The following is a 23915-nucleotide window of genomic DNA, read 5'->3' on the forward strand; positions in this document are numbered from 1 at the left end:
GATGAAAAAGTTAATATTAATTTTCGTTTTGGTTTTAACGGCGTTGACTATCAACGCGCAAAAAGTCAAACCTCCGAAATTGCCGCCGCCAAAAGGATTGCAGCTTCCGGCAATTGAGGAATTCGCTCTTAAAAACGGCTTGAAAGTTTATCTGATGGAAAAACATCAGACGCCTCTTATACAATTAAATCTGGTTTTGAAAACCGGTTCTTTGAACGATCCCGAAGATAAGGAAGGATTAGCGGATATTGTATTCGACATGCTCGACGAAGGCGCCGGCGGTATGAATGCTCTTCAAATTGCGGACGAGATCGATTTCCTCGGCGCGAATCTGAATATCGGTTCTTCTCTCTTTACATCGAGTCTCAGTTTGAATGTGCCCGTCTCGAAAATTAACGACGCGCTCAAAATTTTCAGTAAGATTTTACTCGAACCGGATTTCCCCGAAGAGGAACTGGCAAGATTGAAAAAAGAACGCTTAACGACTTTAATACAAAGGCGCGACCAGCCGAATGCGATTGCCGGCGCCGCATTCAATAAATTGTTGTTCGGAAATCATCCTTACGGAAGACCTGAAATCGGCACGGAAAAATCGATTAAGAGTTTCACCCGGCAGGACGCAATCGATTATTACAATAAATATTTTACTCCCGGCAATTCTTTCATTGTAGCCGTCGGGGATATCGACAGATCGGAACTCGAAAAATTGTTGAATAAATATTTATCCGGATGGAATAAAAAAAGCGAAAGCAGTCTTAAAACCGAAGCGCCCCGGAACTCTAATCCGGGCAAAATTTTTCTGGTGGACAAACCTGGCGCGGCTCAATCTGTTATTTATATCGGAGACATTGCTCCTTCGCGCGCAACGCCGGATTATTATTCGATAAATGTAATGAATACAATACTCGGCGGCTCTTTCACGTCGCGGCTCAATAACAATTTGAGAGAGGAACACGGTTACACATACGGCGCGGGTTCCAGGTTCATATTCCGTCCCGTCGGAGGATTTTTTATAGCTTATTCATCGGTTCAAACCGACGTGACCGACAAAGCGTTGCAAGAATTCTTCAAAGAATTGAACGGCATACGCAAACCTATTCCGCCGGAAGAAATTGGCAGAGCGAAGAATTATGTCGCTCTCGGATATCCAAATAATTTCCAGACGGTTTCGGGAATAGCGGGCGAGCTGGAAGAATTGGTTTATTACAATTTGCCTAAAGATTATTTCAATAAGTATATCGATAATATTCTGTCGGTTAAAGACGAAGAAGTTAATGCGGCGGCGAAAAAATATATTAATCCCGGTAATATGATCGTTGTTGTAGTGGGAGATAAAAATCGAATCGCCGAAGGAATTAAAAAGCTGAATCTTGGAGAAGTTGTTGAAATGACTGTGGAAGACGTATTGGGTAAAGCGCCGGAAATGTGAGGAGTTGTTTGCACTATTGCCAAGATTACCAAATTACAGGATTTGTAAATTAAGAAATTAGTTTCTTAGTGCTGGCGTTACGGCGTTATTAGTTTGTTAGTTTTTAAAATATATTTTTGTGCCCCGGTTTTAAGCCGGGGTTATTTTATAATTTCGCATATCTTTTTGGAAAACTTCCCCGCCTGCGGCGGGGTCAGTATGACAAAATAGTATTAATTTTACTTAATCCTCACATTTAGAACGGCAAACGCTATAAAGTGTCATTCTGAGGAGTCCCGACGTAGACGGGACGACGAAGAATCTGTATGACAATTTTGATTTACTTAACTGACCAAGAGATACTTACCCCGCATTCTGCGGAGTCGTACAGATTTCCTTTCGCTATTCGTCATTACGAGCCCCGCTTGTAACGGGGCGAAGTAATCTCACTGGTATTCATCAGAGTTTGCTTCGTCGCTCGCTTAGCTCGCTCCTCGCAAAGACGGGGTTTTATTCAGATTTGCTTCCCCGCATCCTGCGGGGTCGCACAGGCTTCTTTTCGCTATTCGTCATTACGAGCCCCGCTTACAACGGGGCGAAGTAATCTCTAGTGACATTAATTAGCGTTTGCTTCCCCCGCATTCTGCGGGGTCGCAAAGACGAAGGCGTTCGTAGCGCGGAAGCGCGGGCGTTCTATGTTGTATAACATTAAACGATAAACCACGAACTCCCAAACGACAAACCCCAAAACTCCTCACCCCTCACCCCTAATCCCTAATCCCTAACCCCTAACCTCCCAACCATCTCTCCCTGCAATTTGCTATTTTTACATTTTCATTTTAGAATTTTCGAGTATGTCAGAAAGTAAATCGGAATATCCGGTCATACCGCCGGAAGACGGCAGCACAAAGAGAATATTGCCGGCTATTAAAAGCAATTTTCGACTTAAAAATACGTTTGCCGCTCTGCGTCACAGGAACTACAGAATCTGGTTCTGGGCTCAAATGATATCGTTGTTCGGTTCGTGGATGCAGAATACCGCATTGGCGTTTTTTGTATATGAACTAACAAAGTCGCCTGCATTTCTGGGATATGTCGGATTTGCAGGAGGAATACCCGCCTGGATCTTGACTTTTTACGCGGGCGTTGTCGCCGACCGCTTCGACAGAAGAAAAATACTCATTTATACTCAATCGGGAATGATGGTTCTGTCTTTTATTCTTTCGCTTCTTACAGTTACGGGAATAATAGAGAGCTGGCATATACTGCTTATCTCCGCCGGAATGGGAACGATGAACACATTCGACGCTCCGGCACGTCATGCCTTCGTAAACGAAATGGTTCCGCGCGAGGATATGGTTAACGCAATCGCTCTCAACTCGACAATGTTTAACACCGCAACTTCGATCGGTCCCGCATTGGGAGGAATCATTTATGCATTGTTAGGCCCCGCTGCCTGTTTCATAATTAATACAATCTCGTTTATGGCTGTCTTGATCGGTCTTTTTCGCATGAAGGTAAATCCGGTCGAAAGAACTGTGGGAAAAAACTCCGTGTTTAAAGATATCAAAGAAGGATTCGGATATTTATTCACTCAAAAAACGATAATGGCTTTTGTTTTGATCGTCACAACAATCAGCCTGTTCGGAATATCTCTGGTTACAATTTTCCCGGCGTGGGCTGTAAACATATTAAATGGAGACGCAACTACAAACGGATTTATGCAGTCTGCGCGCGGAGTCGGAGCGGTTATCTTTGCGTTAATAATCGCAACGATAAATAAATATGTGATAAGAGGGAGGATACTTTCTTACGCTACATTGACAGTTCCGGTTGTTATTATCCTTTTTTCTTTCAACAGATCTTTTATAATTACAATTTTATTGCTTATGCTGCTGGGCGGCTTAATGATTGTAATATACAATCTTTGTAACGGTCTCATTCAAACGCTCGTGGAAGAAAAATTCAGGGGACGAATTATGAGCCTTTATACATTTTCTTTTCTGGCGTTTGCCCCTCTGGGTTCGCTTTTAATCGGAAGCGAAGCCGAGCTTGTGGGAATACCGACGGCGGTGCTGATTAACGGAATTATACTCCTTTTGATTTTTTCGTTTATTATTTACCGGTTTCCCCGACTCAAGAAAATTAAATAAACATATCAATAATACAAAGTCAGATTTCGATTTCGTCCGGATCGTCTTCTTTTTCTATTATCTTCCATTCGTTTTCTTCGGGGTCGAAATCCGCAATTTTTTCGAGCGGCACTTTGAAATATTTACCGTAAGCCGTAACCGCCGTTTCGCCGTTTTGCAAATATATTTCTCCCGTGCCTTCGAAAATCCGGTTGTTTTCTTTGGTTATTCTGCCGACGACTTTCAATTCTTCGTTTAAAGGAATCGGCTTTTTGAATTTAACGTTCAGCTCGATTGTTACGCCCCAAACTTCCGTGTCGTATTTATTCAAAATAGCTCTGCCGATTGTTTCGTCCAGAATTGCGCTTGCTACGCCGCCGTGGAGTCTTCCCGGATAACTCTGGTGTTCTTCGCACGGCTTGAACAAAGCTATTAATTCCTGACCTTCTGTAACGTAAAAATGAGCTTTCAGTCCCAGATCGTTTTTCATGCCGCACACGAAACATAGTTTGGAATTTTTCTGTTTGCCTACAATTTTATGCTTCATTTTTTCACCGGAAAATATTTATTTCAAATATAAAGAAATATTCGTTGTTAATTTAATTTACTTCAAAAATAATGTGATATAGTTAAACGATTTGTAATAGCATTAATAATTAGTTATTTTTGCCGTAATTTTTTAGGAAGCAAAGGAGACAAAAGAGCGTTATGGAATTTAAGAAACGCACGCATACCTGCGGAGAATTAAGAGAATCGAATATCGGGGAAAGAGTCGTTCTCAACGGCTGGGTTGCAACGCGACGCGATTTGGGCGGCGTTATTTTTATCGAACTACGCGACCGCTACGGTATTACTCAGGTGGTCTTCGAACCCGGGTATAATCCAGAAGCCCATGAAACAGCAAAAAAATTAAGAAGCGAATATGTTATTTCGATAGAAGGTTTGGTTAGAAAAAGACCCGAAGGAACCGAAAACCCGGCGCTCGAAACCGGTATGATCGACGTTATGGTCGACAAGCTTGTTATTCTTAATTCCGCCGAAACTCCTCCTTTCCAGATCGAAGACGATATCGACGTCAGCGAGGATATCAGGTTGAAATACAGATATCTTGATTTGCGCAGACCGGTAATGCAAAAAAGTCTTCTCCTTCGTCATAAAATGTACCAGATAACCAGAAAATATTTCGATTCGAATAACTTTGTGGAAATAGAGACTCCGTTTTTAATGAAATCGACTCCGGAAGGAGCGCGGGATTTTCTTGTACCCAGCAGACTCCATAAAGGAAAGTTTTATGCATTGCCGCAGTCGCCTCAAACGTACAAACAAATTTTGATGGTTTCCGGGTACGACAGATATTTCCAGATCGTGCGCTGTTTCCGAGACGAAGACCTGAGAGCCGACAGACAATATGAGTTTACCCAGATTGACGTTGAAATGTCGTTTGCGGATGTGGAAGACGTTCTTGGTATAGCCGAAGGTTTGATGAAAGAATTTTTCAAAGATATCTGGGGGATTGAATTAAAAACTCCGATTCCGCGATTGACGTTCGACGAAGCGATGGAAAAATACGGCAGCGACAAGCCCGACCTCAGGTTCGGACTCGAAATGGTTACCTTAAACGAAGTGTTCAAGAATTCGGAATTTCGCGTATTTAAGGAATCGATCCAGAAAAGCGGAATTATTACGGGATTAAAAGCCGAAGGCTGCGGCGAATATACTAGAAATCAGCTCGACGGACTGACAGATTACGCCAAGAAATTGGGAGCCGGCGGATTGATCTGGATGCGGGTTAAAGAAAATGAACTCGAAGCTCCGATTGCCAAATTTTTGAGCGACGATGAAAAATCGAATCTTGTAAGTAAAATGGAAGCCAAGCCGGGAGACCTGCTGCTCTTGTTGACCGGACCCCGATTAAAAACTTTGTCGATTATGGGTACGCTTCGCCTCGAAATGGCAAGAAGAATGAATCTCCTCGAAAAGAACGATAAGCATGCGTTGTTGTGGGTTACGGATTTTCCGCTGTTCGAATGGGACGAAGAAACCAAGCGTTATTATGCAATGCACCATCCTTTTACTTCCCCGAGAATAGAAGACATACCATTGATGGATACCGACCCGTCGCAGGTAAAAGCGCGCGCGTACGACCTTGTTCTCGACGGCAACGAAATAGCCGGCGGTAGTATTCGTATTCACAGTTCCGACCTGCAGGCAAAGATGTTCAAAACGCTCGGCATAAGCGACGAGGAAGCCAGGGAAAAATTCGGATTCCTGATGAATGCTTTCAAATACGGCGCTCCGCCGCACGGAGGAATCGCATTCGGATTCGACAGGCTTGTGATGCTCTTTGCCGGTAAATCTTCGATAAGAGACGTGATAGCGTTTCCGAAAACATCGAGCGGCATTTCGCTTATGGACGACGCCCCTTCGTTTGTAGACGACGCTCAATTGACGGAACTCCATATCCGCGTGAGAAAGTGAGCCAATTAAAATTCGCGATTTTCCTGTGATTGACTTCGGATGGTTTGGGGTTCAACGTTCTTCGTTTTGGAGTTCGTCGTTTGGGAGTTCGTGGTTTATCGTTCAAAGTTATACAATATAGAACGCCGGCACGTCTACACTAAGAACCTGCCTACCGGTAGGCAGGCGCCCGCACGTCCGCGCTACAAACGCCCTTGTCTTTGCGACCCTGCAGAATGCGGGGGAAGCAAACGCTAATTAATGTCACTAGAGATTACTTCGCCCCGTTGTAAGCGGGGCTCGTAATGACGAATAGCGAGAAGGGATCTATACGACGCCAACTACGGGAAAAAACAAACTCTGTAAGGACAGCCGTCTTTGCGAGGAGCGAGCAAAGCGAGCGACGAAGCAAACTCTGATGAATACCAGTGAGATTACTTCGCCCCGTTTTAAGCGGGGCTCGTAATGACGAATAGCGAAAGGAATCTGTACGACTCCGCAGAATGTGGGGTAAGTATCTCCTGGTCAGTTAAGTAAATCAAAATTGTCATACAGATTCTTCGTCGTCCCGTCCTACGTCGGGACTCCCGGAGTTAGGGATCAGGGATTAGTGGTGAGGGATTAGTGAACTGTCATACTGACCCCGACAACGGCGGGGGAAGCATCTCCTGGTTAGTTAAGTATATCAAAATAGTCACTCGGATTCTTCGTCGTCCCGTCTACGTCGGGACTCCTCAGAATGACACTTTATAGAGTTTGTCGTTCTAAATGCGAGGATTAAAATTAGTACTATTTTGTCATTCTGAATCCCGCCGCAGTGTAATTATTTCTGAGTTACTTGGAGTCTGACGATAAACCAATAATAGCGACAAATATCTACATGTAATTTTTACAGCCCCATCTTAAAATACTTCACCGTTCGAAGAAAAAACTTTGCTTTATTTCCTCCCTTTCTTATATTCTAATGGATATTATCGGAAATTATTACCGATTAAAATTTGGTGCGGTATTTGTTAAAGATTCAGGTAATAACAGCCGATAATAATAAGTAAAAAAATATCGGGGCTTTTTAGTGGGACAGCAGCAATTATTATTAATAATACTCGGTTTGATAGTAGTGGGAATTGCAATTTATATGGGAATAAGTCTTTTCAGGGCGAATGCAATCGAAGCCAAAAGAAACAACGTTACAAATGAACTGGTAAATCTTGCCGCTATGGCGCAACAATATTACATGAAGCCCGTTTCTCTGGGAGGAGGGGCTCGGTCGTTTGAAGGCTGGAAAATTCCCGAAGGCTTAAAAATAACCGCTAATGGCAGTTATCGGATTGAAACAATCGGACAGGACAGCGTTGTAATTATTGGCACGGGAAATGAAGTGGTTACGGGTAACGACTCTGTAAAAGTGAAAATTTCGGTAGGCGCTACAAATTACAGAACAGTTATAATTAATTAAAATTAATAAATTTTTTCTGAGATATTATTCTTTACTAATTAACATAACACAAACAAATTAACAGGAGTAAGTTATGGGTCAACAACAATTATTACTTATCGTTCTAGGCGTTATTATCGTAGGTATTGCCGTAGTCGTCGGTATTAACGTATTTACGGCAAGCAGTTATCAGGCTAACAGAGACGCATTAACGGCGGATCTGACTAACCTCGCTTCCATGGCGCAGCAGTATTATAGAAGACCAGAAGCATTAGGCGGAGGCGGCAATAAATTCGATGGATGGGAAGAAACTATTCCCGCTTCTTTGCAGCAAACTGCTAATATGAGCGCGCCAATAGTAGTAACTGCACAAGGACAACAAGTTGAAATAATTGCAACGGGTACGGAAGCAGATGAATCAGGAAATAAAATATCGCTTACATGTACAGTTACGCCGAATGATTTCCAGATAGCAGAAACGGGAGCCGGTGGCGGAGGTGAATAATATTTTTAGCAATTATTTATGCCACTTAAACTAACCTAAGGGCTGGTATAGAACACCAGCCTTTAGGCTTTTAAAAAATATACTTAATTTACTTGTAAAAATGAATTAATCATGATTGAAGTCAGATTCAGCGCAATCAAACCGAACGGACAGGCGATTACAGGCACTTTAAACGAGCCTTCCTACGGAGAGGCTAAAAAGAAAATCCATAAACTTGCCGAAAAGCATAATCTTAAAATCCGCTCTATCCAGAAAAAAAGCTCTTATCTTTATAAAATAAGACGCGGGAACGAAAAACCGATTACCGGAGAGCAGAGAGCTTTTTCGAAAGAAGAAGTAGTAAACGCTCTCCAAAAATTGGGTTACGACGTAATTTCGGTTAATAAAAAATTACTTGAATTCAATCTCAAACCGCCTCAACAGGATATCGTTTCTTTTGTTAAGATATCCGCCGAACTGCTTGAGCAAAAACTGCCTTACAGCGAAATCCTTACGCTCCTTATAAACGACATTGAAAACAAAACACTCAGAGAGACATTAAAACAAATTAACAACGAATTGAAAAAAGGCGCAGACAGCCAAACCACGTTTTTAAGATACCAGTCGATATTCGGCAAGTTTACGGCTTACATGCTCGGACTGGCGTCCAAAAGCGGCAACATGGCGGAAATTTACAAAGCCACCGCCAAATTCCTCGAACGCCAGCAGGAATTTCGTAAGAATTTGAGAAGCGCTCTCATTACTCCGCTGGTTACTTTATTCGTTCTCTTTCTGGCTGTTTTGTTTTATGTCGGGTATATTTTTCCGGAAACCGCCAAACTTTTTGTGAAATTTAAGATAGATTTACCGCCTCTTACAGCCGCAACGCTTAATTTAAGCGAGTTTTTAATCGATAATGTATTATGGGTAACTCTGGCTTCGGTTCTGCCGCCCGTTTTTATCTGGCAGTTTGCCAAAAGCAAAAAAGGCAAAATGATTGTCGACAGGCTGATGTACAAGATACCCGTTATCGGTTCTTTGATTCATAAAACTTCGATCGAAGTATTTTGCCGCGTATTTTATACGCTCTACAGCGGCTCTGCGGAAAGTATCGAACCGATAAGAATCGCTGCGGAAGCCACGGGAAATTCGTATTTTGAGCATCAGATTAAAAACGTGGCAATACCCTTGATGATTAAAAAAGGTATCGGAGTTACGGAAGCTTTTCAGGCAAGCGGAGTTTTTACCGATACCGCTATATCGCGTTTTCATTCCGGCGAGGAAACCGGAACTATTAAAAATACGGCGCTGCAACTTGCAAATTACTACGAAAGCGAAACCGTATTTCGGCTAAAAAACGTTATCGAACTGATACAGGTGGTAATTGCAATGATTATTATGATTGTAATGATAGCTTTGACGTTGATTTCCGCCGAAACGGCGACGATCAGTCCCAAATCCCCGATGATGGGGTAATTTTAAAATTTATAAAAAAGGTATTTGATTATGTTGGATTCGCAACTCGAAATGGCTGACAAGATCGGTTATCTCCTTCTTAAAAAAGGAATAATCGATTCCAACATACTCGAGCAGGCGCTTAAAATAAAGGAAGCCGATCAGCTTCAGAAAAAACGCAATCTCGCTCAAATTCTGGTCGAGGAATTCGGTTTTGAGCACGATGTGATTTTCCGCGAAGTGGCTATTCTTTATGCGTTCAAGGAACTGAATATTAAACCGGAAGAACTGCCGGAAGAACGAATCACCGAAATTAAAAACATAATGACCAAACAGGGCGAAGAAGTCAAACGCCTTTTGCTGGAACATCGCGTAATTCCTTTTAAATACGACGACAAGATCAAAGATAAACTTATACTTGCCGCAGTTGATCCGACCGACAGGAATTTGCCCAAAATAGCGTACGCTCTCAACGCCAAAAAATACGAGATCAATTACCTGCGCAAAAAGGACTACGACAAATTGATCAATATGCTGATAACTTCGGAAAACGAATATCTTAAAATGATTCAGGAAGCCGAAGAAGAATTTCAGATGGCGCAGGACGAAGCCAGCATCGACGAAGAAGAACTCGACGCCGAAATAAACAAAAGCGCGCTGATAAATCTGGTCGAAGCCGCTTTGGTCGAAGGCGTAAGAAAAGGAGTAAGCGATATTCACATTATTCCCAAATCGGCTACCCGAACCGAAATCCATTTCAGAATAGACGGCAAATTGCAATTGTGGCACGTTCAGGAAAATACGATGCCCGAAGCGGTTATGGCGGTTGTTAAAGACCGTTCCAAGGGACTCGACCGATTCGAACGCGAAAAAGCGCAGGACGGTTTTATCCAAAGAGAAATAGACGGACACATTATACGATTTCGAGTCTCCGTGCTGCCCACGGTGGGAACCGAACTTAGAAATAAATTCGAAAGCATTGTAATTCGTATTCTCGACGACAGAAAAGTTATACGCGATTTGAGCAAACTCGGTTTGACCGGTTATGCCCGTACGGCTTTCGAAAAAGCTATCAAACAGCCGCAGGGAATGGTTATTCTGACCGGTCCAACCGGAAGCGGCAAATCGACTACTTTGATTGCGGCTTTGTATCAGGTAATCGACCCGACGAAAAATGTTCTTACCGTCGAAGACCCGGTTGAATACGTTATCGAAGGCGCGCGTCAGCTTAAGATCGGTCATAAAATGAATTTCGAGCAAGCGATAAGAGCTATATTGCGCCACGACCCGGATATCGTTTTGGTCGGCGAAATGCGCGATAAAGAAACCGCCGAGACGGCAATTAAACTTGCAAATACGGGTCACCTTACTTTTTCAACCCTTCACACAAACGACGCTCCGAGCGCCGTAGCTCGTCTCTATAAAATGGGAATAGAACCTTTTCTTATAGCATATGCCATTAATATTATCGTCGCTCAGCGTCTGATTAGAAGGCTGTGCGAATCATGCAAAAGAAAAGTGGATAATATAGAAGAGCATATCAAGTCTTCGGGTTTGAATTTGGAAGAATGGCAGGGATACGAAATTTACGAAGCAGTCGGCTGCGAAAAATGCAATAATACGGGATATAAAGGACGTCTTGCAATCCACGAGGCGCTCTATTTTACAAAAGAAATAAGGAAAATTATCGTTTCTTCGGGCGAAGAAGTCGACGAGGAAGCCATCAGAACTCAAGCGCGAAAAGACGGCACTAAAAGTTTGCGCGAGTCGGGTTTCGAAAAAGTTAGATTGGGACTTACTTCGATTCAGGAGGTAATCGGCGCAACAATGGAAGATTAATAAGAATAATTTCTTTATTTTAATAATTATGACTGAACAGGCTAAACAATTATTATCGGCGTTCGTATCGAAGATACCCGAAATTTATTTCGGACCGGAAAGAGTGCGGTTTATCGCAGAGCATATCGATAAATTGAACGAAGAGCAGAAATTGCTTCTGCTGAAATATGCAAATCATATTCTTTCTTTGATGCTCGAACGTCAGGCGTCCGACGTTGAAATAGGCGGTTTCGGAACTCAGGGTTACGTCTGGTTCAGAATTTTCGGCAATAAAGAACGCGTCGAAGACCTGCCGCAGATGAATCCCGACGAAGCCGGCGTACTGATAATGTCGTTGTTGAATCCGAATCAGCGCCAGATACTTATGAACGAACGGAATCTCGATTTCAGCTATACGTTCTTCTATGAAAAGGAAAATGTAAACGTGCGGTTTCGCGCCGACGCTTATTTCGATCTCGATACGCTTGCTTTGAACATGCGCGCAATTCAAGCTAAAGTGAGACCATTGAATTCGCTCGAATTTCATCCGCTGGCGGTTAAAGCAATGAGCCATAATTACATAAAATTCGGGCTTTCGCTTGTAACCGGTATAACCGGTTCGGGTAAATCGACCACTCTCGACGCCATAATCGATTATCATAATCAATTCGATCCGTGTCACATCGTAATCATCGCATCGCCGGTTGAGTACGTCCATACGTCGAAAAAATCTATTATCAAACACCGCGAAGTCGGCAGGGATGTGCTTTCGTTCAAAGACGGAGTTATTCAGGCGTTGCGTCAGGACCCCGACATAATTGTAATAGGCGAAATGAGAGACCCCGAAACCATTATGGCAGCTCTCGAAGTAACCGATACAGGACATAAAGTTTTTTCGACTCTTCATACTTCTTCGGCGGTCGAATCGATTGACCGTATTATAGCCGAAGTGCATCCTTCCGAACAGGAACGCGTAAGAAATCGACTGGCGGACGTTCTGATATCCGTAGTCTCTCAAAAACTAGTGCCGAGTCTCGACGGCAAGCGCGTTCTTGCAAAAGAAGTGTTGATTGTTACTCCGAGCGTTAAAGCCGCTATTAAAAACAATAATACAAGCGAAATTTACATGATGATAAATCAGGGCGGGCAACAAGGTATGATTACTCTGGAACAGGATTTGATTAGACTTTATACCGAGCGAAAGATTTCGAAAGAAAACGCTATCGCTTACGCCAATAATAAAACACGTATTATGCAGTTACTAAAAGCGGGATAAAATGAAATATCTGGTAAGCGTTTATACGGAAGGCGTCAATGCAAAAGTCGCATTGCTCGAAAAAGAGAAAGAATCCGTTAAGGTATTGCGGGTCTTGTCTCTCTCCGTATCCGCTCCCGGCGCTGCAGGCTCTAACGATTTTATGCTCGATCTGGAAACTCCCGCGGCTGAAAGCGATTTGTCGTTCGACGAATTGGAAAACATTGCTGAAAGCGAGAGCGAAAGCGGGGACGTTTCCGATATCTCGCGATTGAATTCTATATTGTCGGGCATTAAGCTTTCGCAGGTTCAATTTATGCCGGTTGTAAGCGAGCCGACGGCAAATTATCACTTCTCCGAAATTCCTGCGGAAGCAAACAAGAAGAAATTATTACAGGCAATAATTTCCGACATTTACGATTCCAAAGGCGTTAAAGTTACGCCCGATATGCTCGGTTATACCGAATTCGACGAAAAAACAATTCTTAGCGTTTTTCTCGAAGGCGATATTCCCGCAGTTAGTCTCATTAACCGGCTGGCTAATTTTAATAAACGTCGCTATCTGAAAATTCCCGCCATTAAACCGGCTGAATTGTCGCTGGCTTATTATGTTGCAAAAAACGGAAACTTTTTCCCGGAAGACAATACTCTTATAATTTATATCGGCAGGGAAACGAGCAAGCTTATATTCCTCGAAGGAAATAAATTGAAACATATCGGCGCCACGCTCGACGTAGGCGTTTCAAATTTGCATACTTACGACGTTTATTTTTCGAAGATACTACTCGAAATGGAAAACGGCGGCATCTCCAAATTAGACAATATAATTTTGTGCGGCGAAGACCGTTCGGAAAACTTGATTCTTTCTTTTTACGGCACTTTCCCGGAAGCCAACGTCAGCGAGATGAAATTCGAAGATATCGACATTTCCGAATTGAGCGAGGAAGATCAGAAAGAGCTGGCTCTTTATTCGATCCCGATTTCCGCCGGAATCGAATATTTCGACGAGCTCGATAAAAAACATAAAGGCGTCAACATACTGCCGCGTTACATTCAGGAGAATCAGAAGTTTCTGCAATTCGGATGGCACAGTTATGCATTGATGCCGTTGTTGTTCGGCGCAACGTTTTTCTTCACGTTCGAGATATTGTCGAATATGCAGAAGATCAACGAGCTCGACCTCGAAATTAACAGGCTTAATCAAAAACAGATACAAAACCAGGCTTTGATTGCGGAAATAACTCCGCTTCAAAACAGAATAAATAGTTTCGACGCCACTCAGGCGATACTCGATTCAGCTACCGTCGACGCGGGAATCTGGAGCGAAAATCTTTCCGCAATATCCGACTTTATGGAACGGCGAAGAAACTTCTGGATATCGAAATTCGAAAATCCGAATCCCGGCGATATTATTATTTACGGTTTTTCTCTCTCCAGAAGCGTGCTTACGGAATTTGCCAGAAATTATCCCGCGGCGGTCGTAAAAAGCATTAACTCGGAAACAATACGCGAAAAGACGGCTTTCTCGTATATAATCAATCTGAAAATAAACGAAAAACAGAGCAGCGTTCAATGAGCGCCAAAGTTAAAAATACCGTAATAATATTTATCATCCTCGTGCTGATAGTTATAGGAGGCGCTCTATTTAATTATGTCTATCTTAAAGGAAAAATAGAGGACAGACAGAAGAAAATTAAAGATATGACATTGTTCCAGCTCGACACCGAAACGCTGGAGCAGCAGCTTATTCTTTTGAGGGACAGAGTTGCAAAACTCGACTCGATTCTTTCGAACAGAAAATACAACGTTCCGTTTAACTTGCCGCAATCCGACTTTTATGACTTCGTCAACAGAGTATCTTTTAATTTCTCGCCGTATTCATACGTAAATATCGAATACGACAGAACCGAAACGGGAGCGCAGCTAAATTATTATGTTTATAAACTGAGCGGAGTCGCCGAATTCAATGATTTGAACAGATTGATTTACGCCATCGAGGAGAGCAAGATGTTGAAGAAAATCGGCGATCTTAATATGGCGAACAACGTACAGGTGGACGAAGACGGCATTCCGCATTATCTGGTTTCGTTCAAATTTAACGCCATGGTCTATTTCTCGAATGACGACCGTTTTTATGTGAAGGATTTTACGGAAAACCGGCTGACACCGAATTTGATATACGACGTCTTCTATCCGTTAATACGCAACGAAATTCCGCCGAATGTCGAAGGACTTCTGGACGTTCAGACTGCGTCGCTGCTGGCGCTCATTCCCGACGGCGCATTCCTTTCCGACGCCAACGGCAATACTTATCTCTTGTGGGAAGGCGACAGAGTATATCTCGGATATTTGACTAAAATCGATTACGACAACAATCAGGTCGATTTCCTTTTGAATAAAGGAGGCATTGTCGAAACGGTTACTCTCAAACTCGAAAAAGAAAATAAAAAGAGTAAATAAAATGAAAAGGTTAATTTTCATATCGGTCTTATTAATTGCCTCGTTGTTGAACGCGCAAGCAGACCTTCAGGAAAAGTTAAAAGGCTATGTCAATCCGGAAGAACTTGTAACGCTTTCCGAAAATATTACTTTCAATCAGGCAATCGAAGTCTTGAGCGCGGTAAGTCAGAAAATCACAGGCAAAAAAATCGTATCGACAGTCGATATCAATCAACCGATCGGTATAGAACTTAAAAACATTCAATATAAAAAAGCCTTGCTGATAATCGTACAATACAATAATTTGATGTACGAGGAAACCGAATCGACAATAATCGTTAAAAGAAAAGACGACACGAAAGCCGAACTTTCGAAAGAAATTTATGCGCCGGTCGACGAGCGGGAAGTCAAAATTTCCGCGCTCCTATTTGAAGGGAATGTAGCGGAAATGAGAGAACGCGGAATTAATTGGGAATTCCTCCTTTCGCGAAGCGGACTCTCGATAGGAAGTAAACTCGTTACTCTGCAGGAAGAACAACAGCAAACATCCACTACGAATCAGGTGCAGCAGCAGCCGCCCGAATTCGGAGTAGAAACAAACTCCCAATTTACAATGGGCGAATTCGAAGGCGACGCAACAGCATTGTTCCGTTTCTTCGAAACCGAGAATCTCGGAAAAATTATTTCTCGTCCCACCGTAAGCACGGTCAACGGCGTTAAGGGCAGAACTCAGGTCGGTTCGGATATATCGATAAAAGAACGCGACTTTGCCGGAAATATAATCGACCGTTTCTATTCGACGGGAACGATTATCGAAGTGACGCCCTACATTTATACCGAAGACGGCATCGATTATGTCTATATGAAACTCAAAGTCGAAAGGAGTTCGGCAAATCCGGGAACAATTACAACCGAAATAAGGAAGACTACGGCGGAAACAAGCGTGCTTCTGCTTGACGGCGAAGAAACAGCAATCGGAGGACTCTACGTCAACGAAGAAACTTCCGACAGACGCGGCGTGCCTATATTGAAAGACCTGCCATGGTGGGTTCTGGGACTGAGATATATTTTCGGCTACGACCAGAAATCAATCACCACTAAAGAAATAATCATGCTTATTAAAGCCGATATTCTGCCTTCGCTTAAAGACAGAATTGCCGACAAGAAGGGCAAAGGCGTTTTGAAAGAACAATTGAAAAAGAATGCGGAAGAAATGCAGCAGTACATGCAGGAATCCCAGCGGGATAAAGAGAACAAAGATAAATAATACGGCGACTCATTAACCATGTCGGGAAAAGATGAAACTAAATGCCAAGCTGATATTAATATCGCTTGTAATAGCGCTTATTACTATTGCCGCTACTTCAACTATTTATTACTCGCTGACAGACAGACTTTTTACGCGCTTTAAATCCCAGCTTATTCTGAATTCCACCAACGACCTCGCGTTCCTTTTCGAAAATTATTTGCAGCAAAACGAGTACGACGTAAAAAGAATTGCAGGCAGCGGCGCTTCGTATAATCTCGATTCCCTCGACATCGACTTCATCTTTACCTTGAAAAATAATTCCGTTATCGATTTGCAGTCGCTCAAAGTAAAGAAAAATGCGGGATTGAATTTGAGCCGGCTCGACTTCAGAGAATTTATCAATAACAATCCGGGAATTGTCCTCGGTTATTGGAACGCGCCGGATAATACGATTTATTATTACGGAATGGTAATCGATTCGGATTTCTTAAATAAAATAAGCGAAAAAATCCGGTCGGAAGTTGCGCTCGTGGTTAATAACAGAGTTATGGAAGTCTCGAATTCCTCGAAGAACAAGACTATTATGAGCTATCTCGATAAAGCCGTCAATAATCTCAAATACAAGAACAACTACGATCTATTCAGCGAAGAATCGGACGAGATCGATTTCAGCGCGTCGATTTATACGCCCAGACAAATTATTACTCCCACGGGTAAATTTTCATTTCTTACTTTCGACACATTCGAAGAAGGAGTGAATTTCAGAAATACTCTCAAGAACGTCGTGATTCTGATTGTCGTTTCGGGCGTCGCATTCACGTTTATTATAGTTCTGATTTTTACTTATAAATTCAGAAAGCAAATTAAGATACTCGACGAAGCCGCGGAGATTACAGCCGGAGGAGATTTAAATCACAGAGCGCGAATTATAACTAAAGACGAAATCGGAAAACTCGGCGAAGCGTTCAATAAAATGCTCGACGTGATTAACGAAAAAGAAAACGCCGAGAGGGAATACACAGAATTTATTAAACTGATCAACAGGAATCCTACGCTCGGCGAGATTTGCGACGCGGCTCTGAATAAGATTGTAAAAACGACGAAAATCGGCTTCGGTTTAATTCATATAGTCGATAAGAATAAATTGACTGTCGGCGCCTCGTACGGAATCGACGCCGAATCGATCGAAAAGCCGGCTGCTTATCTCAAACGGACTGTCGAGAAAGGCGAAATTGTAGAACTGACGTTTGACGAAAATCATCCTGAAATTAAAACGGGACTAAGCGCAATTAAAATCCGCTATCTGCTCTTTTACCCAATAATTTATAACGATAAAACCGTGGCGGCGCTGGAACTGGCGTCGGAAAAACTGCCCGATCAGGATATTAAAAATTATCTGAACAATATCCAGGAACAACTGGCTGTCGGACTGGTAAACGCGCTTTCGCTCCAACAACTCGAAAATATCGTAGGCGAGCTGAGACGCCTTAACGAAGAATATCAACTGCAAAACAAAGAATTGAAACAGCTTCATCTGGAATTGAAGAAAAAAGCAGAAGAACTAGAAGAGGAAAGAAAAAAAGCGGTCGAACTTTCCGATATCAAATCGCGCTTTCTTGCCAGCATGTCTCACGAATTGAGAACTCCGCTGATATCGATACTCGGACTGACGGAACTGATGTTAAAAGAAATCCATTCGGAAAAGAGCGGCAAAAAATTAAAAGTGATTTTAAGAAACGGCAGAAAACTTTTGCGGCTTATTAACAATATCCTCGATTTCTCCAAAGTGGACGCCGGCAAACTGGAATTGAACAAAGAGAGATTTTTATTATCCGAATTAATAGAAGATATTCTTATCGACGTCGAACAGATGGCGGAAGAGAAAAATCTCGAATTTATAGTCGATATTCCCGGGAACGTCGATTTTGCGGTAGAGACCGACCGTTCCAAGCTTGAACAAATCCTTTCGAATTTATTGGTTAATGCGTTTAAATTTACCGAAAAGGGGTACGTCAAACTAAAAGTCGAGCAAAGCGACGAAGCCTCGCTCTATTTTGAAGTGGAAGATACGGGCATAGGCATTTCGGAAGAAAACAGGGAAAAGATATTCGAAGAGTTCGGAAGAATCGACGCCGGAGCTTCGCGAAAATACGGCGGAGCCGGTCTCGGTCTTTCGATCGCAAAACATTTTCTGGAACTGATGAATTCCAAAATTGAACTCGTATCGAATAGAGGCGAAGGCTCGCGTTTTTCCTTTGTACTTAACGACGTAATAGTCGACGTGGTCGAATCGGAAAACGAGCCCGTTGCGCAGAGCGAAGAAAACCGTAAAAAATGCGCCGCAATTATAACTACCAATAAAAACACCTGTAAATTAATTGCGGATTATCTTACGTCGTACGATTACGACGTCAAGAATATCAATCCGGGAAATTTAACCGAACTTAAGACCGGGACTGTTCCCGATCTTTTTATTGTAGGCAATATCGACGACCGCGGCAAAGAATGGGAGACGCTTTACAAATTGAAGTCGGGAGAATACGGCGATATTCCCGTAGTAATTCTTACTGTGCTGGAAGACCAAAAAGTAGGCTGGATACCAAACATATTCGATTTTACGGTTAAACCGGCATCGGCTGAATCGCTAAAAAAATTGAAGCAGGAAATTGAAAATTTTCTTGGTAAAAAAGCCGGCGCTCTTTTCTGGGTGGATAAAAAGAAAGAAGTATTCGACAAATTAAAAAACGAAGGTTTGCCGGAAATCGAATACAGGTCGAACCTCGAGGCTGCAATCGGAGCTCTCGATTTTAATTCGGCTCAGATATTTTTTATCGACCTCGAATCGTTCTCGACGGACGCCGTTTTGTTTGCCGCAATGATCAGGCAGAACGTGTTTACGCGCAATACGATTATCGTATTTGTTCTGCCCGGAGACATTGAAAACCTGAATCCGGGCGAATTGTCGCGCGTAATGAATTCCGTCGCTCTCAGAGAAAAAAATCATCCTCTCGATATTCTCAAAGTAATCCGCGACAGAATTAAAATCGACAACGAACAGCTCAAAGAAAAACTGATTGAAACCGATGAGACCGAAAAACCGTCGGAGCGGATTCCGGTTAAAGAAATAAAACCGACGGTATTGATCGTAGACGACGACCAGGACACGCTTTTTACAATCGGAGAATTCGTCAAGCAGCTCGGATGCAACGCCATCTTTGCGCACAACGGAATGGAATGCCTTTTAACGTTGAATCACGTGGAACCCGATTTGATCTTCCTCGATATTATGATGCCGATGATGGACGGCTTCGAAACTATTAAAAAAATCAGAGCCGAGAGCAGAACTGCTTCGATTCCCGTAATTGCTCTTACAGCATACGCCATGCTCGAAAACAAAGAAGTAATCGAAAAAAACGGTTTCGACGACCTGATTACAAAGCCGGTCGAATTCTCGCTGCTTTCGGCTAAAATGAAAAACATTCTTCAAAACAAGAGCGTTAAATGAAAAAGATTCTCGTTATCGACGATTATCCCGACAATGTATTCCTGCTGCAGGACAGGCTGGAGCAGGAAGGCTTTGAAGTAATAAAAGCTTACGACGGAAATATGGGCATCAAGAAAGCGATCGAAGAAAAGCCCGATTTGATTCTGCTCGATATTATGATGCCGGGAATTTCTGGCTACGAGGTTTGCAAAACTCTTACGAACAACGAAGAGACAAAACAGATACCGATAATATTATTGACCGCGCTTACCGAAGCGGAAAATTTGAAAGAAGGCTTGCAGGCGGGAGCCTTCGACTATATTAAAAAGCCGTTCAACCGCACAGAACTGGTGGCTCGCATAAAATCAGCCCTCCGCTTCAGCGAAACCAACAAGTTCCTGATCGAAATCGAAAAAATCAAAACTTACGCCGCTACGGTTGTTACGGCAAATCACGAAATCAAACAGCCGCTAACGCTGATTAATCTTTCCACCGCCGCCATAAGACGCGAGCTGTCGAAAGATAATTTTTCGAAGGAAGCGGTGCTCAAGAGAATCGAATTTATCGAAAACGCGGCGCGGGATATAATCGCAGTTCTCGAAAAACTCGGTTCGATTAAAAAACCCGTCATAACGCCTTACGTAAACGATCTGAATATTATCGACCTCGAATCGGGCGAGACGGAAAACTAACCGATCAACTCTTTTACAATCGAAAGGATTTCTTCGAAGTTATATGGTTTGTGAATCGTTTTGTTCACGATTTCGTTGACGCCGGGTTCCATGCTGTAGTCTGTTTGCGAGCCCGACGCCAGAATTACGGGAATGGTTTTGTTCATGGTTCTTAATTTTCGGACGCATTCGACGCCGTCGATATCGGGCAGTTTCTGGTCGATTATCAAAAGGTCGGGCGGATTTACCGGGTCGTATTTCTTAAACATTCCTTTGCCGTCCGGCGCCGCGGTTATTTTATAACCGTACGACTCGAGCAGTTCGGTCAGCAGTTCCAGAAGTATATCTTCGTCTTCAACGAGCAGTATGTGTTTTTCTTTTTCGCTGATTTTTACTTTTGAACGCCCGGAAGACGGAAACGCAAGCAAGAATTCGCTCCCCTTTCCTTTCTCGCTCGATACTTTGATTGTGCCTTCGTAATTGTCGACCAATCGTTTTACGATGGATAATCCGAATCCTCTGTTTTTGACTTTCGACTTTGTCGAAAAATTCTCGTCGAAAATAAAAGGAATGATTTCGGGGTCGATGCCCGTTCCGTTGTCCGATATTTTGATTTGCACAAAAGGCTGAGTGTCGAACAAATCGGACGAACCCGCGCGGTCGGTCATTCCGATATTCGAAGTGGCAATAGTAACGGTTCCGCGATTACCGATAGCTTCGACCGCATTTACGATCAGGTTCAGCAAAATCCGGTAGAAATCGGAATATCGTCCTTCGACGGGATAAAGGTCTGATTGAAGTTTGAGATTGAATTTGATTTTATTTTTCTGACTGAGGCTGACGGTAGAAACAAGGTCTTCGATTAATTTATTGACGTCGATTTTCTTTTTGCGCGGCGGTTTCCCTTTCGATTCGGCTTGAATGTCTTCCATTATTTCGGCTGCCATAAAAGCGCTGTTTTCGATGCCGTTAATTATCGGCGCCACTTCGTCGTAATTTGCCACTTTCTTTTTAAGCGCTTCGAGGCTGTTTAAAATGCGCGTGATAATATTATTAAGGTCGTGCGAAAGGTGCGCAGCCGATAAATTTTGATTAGCCATTTTATTTCAGTTTGTACTTGATAATCTTCGAGTAGAGCGTTTTCTGGCTTATTCCGAGCGCCCGGGCGGTATTTTCCCGGTTCCACTGGAATTTGTCCAATGCCCTTTTGATATGGATTTTTTCGAGTTCTTCGAGCGTAAGGAATTCGCCGTCGTCTTCCGAAAATTTACTGAAGTCGAAATCGTCTTTCGGTATGTTCAAATCCTTCGGCTCGATAACGTTGCCTTCCGAAAAGATAATTGCTCTTTCGATCATATGTTCGAGTTCGCGCACGTTGCCCGGAAAATTATACCGGAGGAGCGCTTTCCGCGCGTTGTCGGATAATTTTTTGATCGATCTGACGGGCGATTTCTTTCTCAAGAAATATTCCGCCAGCAGAAGAACGTCGTTCTGTCGTTCGCGCAGAGGGGGAATAGTAAGAGTAATAACATTGAGTCTGAAAAGGAGGTCTCGCCGGAAATTTTTGTTTTCGGCTTCTTCCATCAAATTTTTGTTCGTAGCGCCGATTACCCGCACGTTCGATTTCAGATTCGAAACGCCGCCGATTCTTCTGAACTCGCCGTTTTCGAGAAATCTCAGCAGTTTGGGTTGAAGCGTAAGACTCAGCTCTCCGATTTCGTCGAGAAAGAGAGTGCCTCCGTCGGCAATTTCGACCAGTCCCTGTTTGGAAGTTTTGGCGTCCGTAAACGCTCCTTTTTCGTAGCCGAACAATTCGCTTTCGATCAACTGGTCGGGCAGCGACGCGCAATTGATTGCTACGAACGGTTTTGAAGCTCTTTCGGAATTTTTATGTATAAACTCGGCAAATAATTCCTTGCCCGTCCCCGTTTCGCCTTCTAGCAATATATTCGAATCCGACCGGGCGGCTTTTTCGGCAAGGCGGATTACGTCTTTAATGGCTTCGCTTTCGCCCACAATCGAACCTGCGTATGCCTGACTGACTTTCGAAGAAAGGATTTTGTTTTTGACAATTAAGTCTTTATGCTCCATGGCGCGTTCGATCGTTACGCAGAGCTGCCCGAATTCGTACGGTTTGGTAATGAAATCGTAAGCGCCTTTTTTGATGCAGTCGATAGCCGTACGCACGTCGGATTTAGCGGTCAATACGATTACCTGCGTGGATGGATGATTTTCCATAACGTATTCGAGAACGGTTTCGCCGTGGACTTCCTTCATTTCGAGGTCGAGCAGGATGATGTCGTAAGGAATCGATTTAAGTTTCTCGATGGCAAACTTGCCGTCGTAGACAACGTCGACGCGGTAGCCTTCGTTTACCAGCTCTTCTTTCAGAAGGTAACACAAAGTTTCGTCGTCGTCGGCGATTAATATTTTGGCGTCTTTCATATTTGCAATCGGGAAAATAAGTTGTTGAACAATATAAAAAAAATCGGGGATAAAACAATTTGTTAAAAGGGATTGAGGCTCGCCGGCGCCGGTTAATGTTTTCTTCCTCACACTTTAAGTTTAATAAAGGCGTTTGCAGGCGGAATTTTTTCCGCATTATTGGTATAAAAATTGAAAAATTGACGCGGTATAAATTGAAACAGTTGTATTTTATTTTCGTAAACCATATATTTGTTGACTCAAAAAATGATGCATTTGTAAATGCATCCCGCTAAAGGCGGGAAATTTTTTTGAAATTACAGCGGGCGCGTAGCTCAGGGGTAGAGCATCTGCCTTTTAAGCAGAGGGTCGGTGGTTCGATCCCACCCGCGCTCACTTTTCAAAGCCTTGCAGATTAAAATTTGCAGGGCTTTTTTGTTTTAAAAATTTCATGTCCCGGGGCTGACGAAAAGTTAAAAACAAATTTAAGAACGGCAAGTCTCGTCTTAAGGTTGTGTAATCGAGTAAAAGAAAAAGATAGCCTGAAAAATCCCTTCGGTTTTATTTTACGTGATAAGCCGGTTTCCGGCGCGCATTCGAAAATATTTGATTGACATTATTTTTAGATTTGTTTAATTTCTTGTTAAAATATGTGTATTGAGGGAATCGAGGGGACAATTGATGACCTTAAAAGAAACTAAAGACAAGCCCAAACTACTTGACCGGGTAAGAATAACGCTCAGAGCGAACCATTACGGTAGAAAGACTGAAGGAGCATACATCGTATGGATTAAGCGTTTTATTTTGTTTAACAATAAAAGCATATAGTATGCAGAACCGCCATATACTATAGTGATTTGGCGGGTTAAATAATAGTTATCTGTAAGAAGAGGGATAAGCAAAATGAAACTATACAAATATATCTCATCAGAAACGGCTCTTAAAAGTATAGTTGCTGGGAATATAAAATTTGCAACCATAGATAGCTTAAATGACCCCACCGAACTGTTGCCAAAAATCTATGAAAGTGAACTATTGAGGTCATTAGAAGAAAAGAGAGCAAATGGATATACAGAAGATGACTTAATTGATCTTCAGAGACAGGAAGCACTATTTAGAAAACTATCACCAGAGACTATGATAATACCTGCTCCCAAATCAATAGAAGAAGCTAATAGGATGATAAGACTTCCAGTTTATGACA

17 protein-coding genes, 1 tRNA gene and 1 pseudogene are annotated in these 23915 nt (G+C 42.7%); 16 read left to right on the plus strand and 3 right to left on the minus strand.

Annotated elements, in window-relative coordinates; all coding sequences use genetic code 11:
* Position 1 precedes the first annotated feature (1 nt).
* Entirely contained in the window at positions 2-1429 is a 1428-nt protein-coding gene (locus ACSSWA_RS10470; RefSeq protein WP_437356522.1) for a M16 family metallopeptidase, read from the plus strand.
* An 833-nt stretch (positions 1430-2262) separates the two neighbouring features.
* On the plus strand, positions 2263-3561 hold the full coding sequence (locus ACSSWA_RS10475; protein WP_437356523.1) for an MFS transporter: 1299 nt from the start codon (positions 2263-2265) through the stop codon (positions 3559-3561).
* A 19-nt stretch (positions 3562-3580) separates the two neighbouring features.
* On the opposite strand, the gene ACSSWA_RS10480 is transcribed toward ACSSWA_RS10475, so the two are convergent.
* On the minus strand, positions 3581-4087 hold the full coding sequence (locus ACSSWA_RS10480; RefSeq protein ID WP_437356525.1) for a PaaI family thioesterase: 507 nt from the start codon (positions 4085-4087) through the stop codon (positions 3581-3583).
* Between the two features lie 161 nt (positions 4088-4248).
* Here ACSSWA_RS10480 and aspS point away from each other — a divergent pair, with 161 nt between their 5' ends.
* The 11 genes from aspS (at position 4249) to ACSSWA_RS10535 (ending at position 20308) form a co-directional block, all read left to right on the plus strand.
* Complete coding sequence (aspS, locus tag ACSSWA_RS10485; protein WP_437356527.1) at positions 4249-6018, plus strand: aspartate--tRNA ligase; 1770 nt, start codon at positions 4249-4251, stop codon at positions 6016-6018.
* A 1051-nt stretch (positions 6019-7069) separates the two neighbouring features.
* Entirely contained in the window at positions 7070-7453 is a 384-nt protein-coding gene (locus tag ACSSWA_RS10490) for a hypothetical protein (protein WP_437356529.1), read from the plus strand.
* A gap of 73 nt (positions 7454-7526) precedes the next feature.
* Positions 7527-7937, plus strand: coding sequence for a hypothetical protein (locus tag ACSSWA_RS10495; RefSeq protein ID WP_437356530.1), 411 nt, complete (start codon positions 7527-7529; stop codon positions 7935-7937).
* A 111-nt stretch (positions 7938-8048) separates the two neighbouring features.
* A complete protein-coding gene (locus ACSSWA_RS10500; RefSeq protein WP_437356532.1) occupies positions 8049-9392 on the plus strand; it encodes a type II secretion system F family protein in 1344 nt (447 codons plus the stop codon).
* A 30-nt stretch (positions 9393-9422) separates the two neighbouring features.
* Positions 9423-11210 (plus strand): GspE/PulE family protein, encoded by a 1788-nt coding sequence (locus ACSSWA_RS10505; protein ID WP_437356533.1) that lies wholly within the window; start codon positions 9423-9425, stop codon positions 11208-11210.
* A gap of 28 nt (positions 11211-11238) precedes the next feature.
* Entirely contained in the window at positions 11239-12465 is a 1227-nt protein-coding gene (locus tag ACSSWA_RS10510) for a type IV pilus twitching motility protein PilT (RefSeq protein WP_437356534.1), read from the plus strand.
* Position 12466: 1 nt separating this feature from the next.
* A complete protein-coding gene (locus ACSSWA_RS10515) occupies positions 12467-14020 on the plus strand; it encodes a hypothetical protein (RefSeq protein WP_437356536.1) in 1554 nt (517 codons plus the stop codon).
* Positions 14017-14904, plus strand: coding sequence for a hypothetical protein (locus ACSSWA_RS10520; protein ID WP_437356537.1), 888 nt, complete (start codon positions 14017-14019; stop codon positions 14902-14904). Before ACSSWA_RS10515 ends, ACSSWA_RS10520 begins: the two co-directional genes overlap by 4 nt.
* Before the next feature lies 1 nt (position 14905).
* Positions 14906-16150 carry a type II secretion system protein GspD gene (locus ACSSWA_RS10525; protein ID WP_437356539.1) on the plus strand — a complete coding sequence of 415 codons (1245 nt, stop codon included), beginning with the start codon at positions 14906-14908 and terminating at the stop codon, positions 16148-16150.
* 31 nt (positions 16151-16181) lie between these two features.
* On the plus strand, positions 16182-19637 hold the full coding sequence (locus ACSSWA_RS10530) for an ATP-binding protein (protein ID WP_437356541.1): 3456 nt from the start codon (positions 16182-16184) through the stop codon (positions 19635-19637).
* A complete protein-coding gene (locus tag ACSSWA_RS10535; RefSeq protein ID WP_437356543.1) occupies positions 19634-20308 on the plus strand; it encodes a response regulator transcription factor in 675 nt (224 codons plus the stop codon). Before ACSSWA_RS10530 ends, ACSSWA_RS10535 begins: the two co-directional genes overlap by 4 nt.
* On the opposite strand, the gene ACSSWA_RS10540 is transcribed toward ACSSWA_RS10535, so the two are convergent.
* The gene (locus ACSSWA_RS10540; protein ID WP_437356544.1) at positions 20305-21387 is read right to left on the minus strand and encodes a hybrid sensor histidine kinase/response regulator; all 1083 of its coding nucleotides are present in this window, start codon (positions 21385-21387) and stop codon (positions 20305-20307) included. The two genes, ACSSWA_RS10535 and ACSSWA_RS10540, sit on opposite strands and share 4 nt — an antisense overlap.
* Position 21388: 1 nt before the next feature.
* Positions 21389-22732 (minus strand): sigma-54-dependent transcriptional regulator, encoded by a 1344-nt coding sequence (locus ACSSWA_RS10545; RefSeq protein ID WP_437356545.1) that lies wholly within the window; start codon positions 22730-22732, stop codon positions 21389-21391.
* A gap of 303 nt (positions 22733-23035) precedes the next feature.
* On the opposite strand from ACSSWA_RS10545, the gene ACSSWA_RS10550 reads away from it, so the two are divergent.
* From ACSSWA_RS10550 to ACSSWA_RS10560, 3 genes and pseudogenes are all read left to right on the plus strand, one after another.
* A tRNA-Lys gene (locus ACSSWA_RS10550) sits at positions 23036-23107 on the plus strand.
* Between the two features lie 285 nt (positions 23108-23392).
* Entirely contained in the window at positions 23393-23539 is a 147-nt protein-coding gene (locus ACSSWA_RS10555; protein ID WP_437356546.1) for a phage integrase N-terminal SAM-like domain-containing protein, read from the plus strand.
* Positions 23540-23614: 75 nt separating this feature from the next.
* Positions 23615-23915, plus strand: a pseudogene (locus ACSSWA_RS10560) (hypothetical protein); the annotation flags it as partial.

The organism is Melioribacter sp. Ez-97, assembly GCF_051488665.1.
Classification (GTDB): domain Bacteria; phylum Bacteroidota; class Ignavibacteria; order Ignavibacteriales; family Melioribacteraceae; genus Melioribacter.

Coding starts and splice junctions, on each gene's coding strand:
- ACSSWA_RS10470 (WP_437356522.1), top strand. CDS start 2: ATGAAAAAGTTAATATTAATTTTCGTTTTGGTTTTAACGGCGTTGACT.
- ACSSWA_RS10475 (WP_437356523.1), top strand. CDS start 2,263: ATGTCAGAAAGTAAATCGGAATATCCGGTCATACCGCCGGAAGACGGC.
- ACSSWA_RS10480 (WP_437356525.1), bottom strand. CDS start 4,087: ATGAAGCATAAAATTGTAGGCAAACAGAAAAATTCCAAACTATGTTTC.
- aspS (WP_437356527.1), top strand. CDS start 4,249: ATGGAATTTAAGAAACGCACGCATACCTGCGGAGAATTAAGAGAATCG.
- ACSSWA_RS10495 (WP_437356530.1), top strand. CDS start 7,527: ATGGGTCAACAACAATTATTACTTATCGTTCTAGGCGTTATTATCGTA.
- ACSSWA_RS10500 (WP_437356532.1), top strand. CDS start 8,049: ATGATTGAAGTCAGATTCAGCGCAATCAAACCGAACGGACAGGCGATT.
- ACSSWA_RS10505 (WP_437356533.1), top strand. CDS start 9,423: ATGTTGGATTCGCAACTCGAAATGGCTGACAAGATCGGTTATCTCCTT.
- ACSSWA_RS10510 (WP_437356534.1), top strand. CDS start 11,239: ATGACTGAACAGGCTAAACAATTATTATCGGCGTTCGTATCGAAGATA.
- ACSSWA_RS10515 (WP_437356536.1), top strand. CDS start 12,467: ATGAAATATCTGGTAAGCGTTTATACGGAAGGCGTCAATGCAAAAGTC.
- ACSSWA_RS10520 (WP_437356537.1), top strand. CDS start 14,017: ATGAGCGCCAAAGTTAAAAATACCGTAATAATATTTATCATCCTCGTG.
- ACSSWA_RS10525 (WP_437356539.1), top strand. CDS start 14,906: ATGAAAAGGTTAATTTTCATATCGGTCTTATTAATTGCCTCGTTGTTG.
- ACSSWA_RS10530 (WP_437356541.1), top strand. CDS start 16,182: ATGAAACTAAATGCCAAGCTGATATTAATATCGCTTGTAATAGCGCTT.
- ACSSWA_RS10535 (WP_437356543.1), top strand. CDS start 19,634: ATGAAAAAGATTCTCGTTATCGACGATTATCCCGACAATGTATTCCTG.
- ACSSWA_RS10540 (WP_437356544.1), bottom strand. CDS start 21,387: ATGGCTAATCAAAATTTATCGGCTGCGCACCTTTCGCACGACCTTAAT.
- ACSSWA_RS10545 (WP_437356545.1), bottom strand. CDS start 22,732: ATGAAAGACGCCAAAATATTAATCGCCGACGACGACGAAACTTTGTGT.
- ACSSWA_RS10555 (WP_437356546.1), top strand. CDS start 23,393: ATGACCTTAAAAGAAACTAAAGACAAGCCCAAACTACTTGACCGGGTA.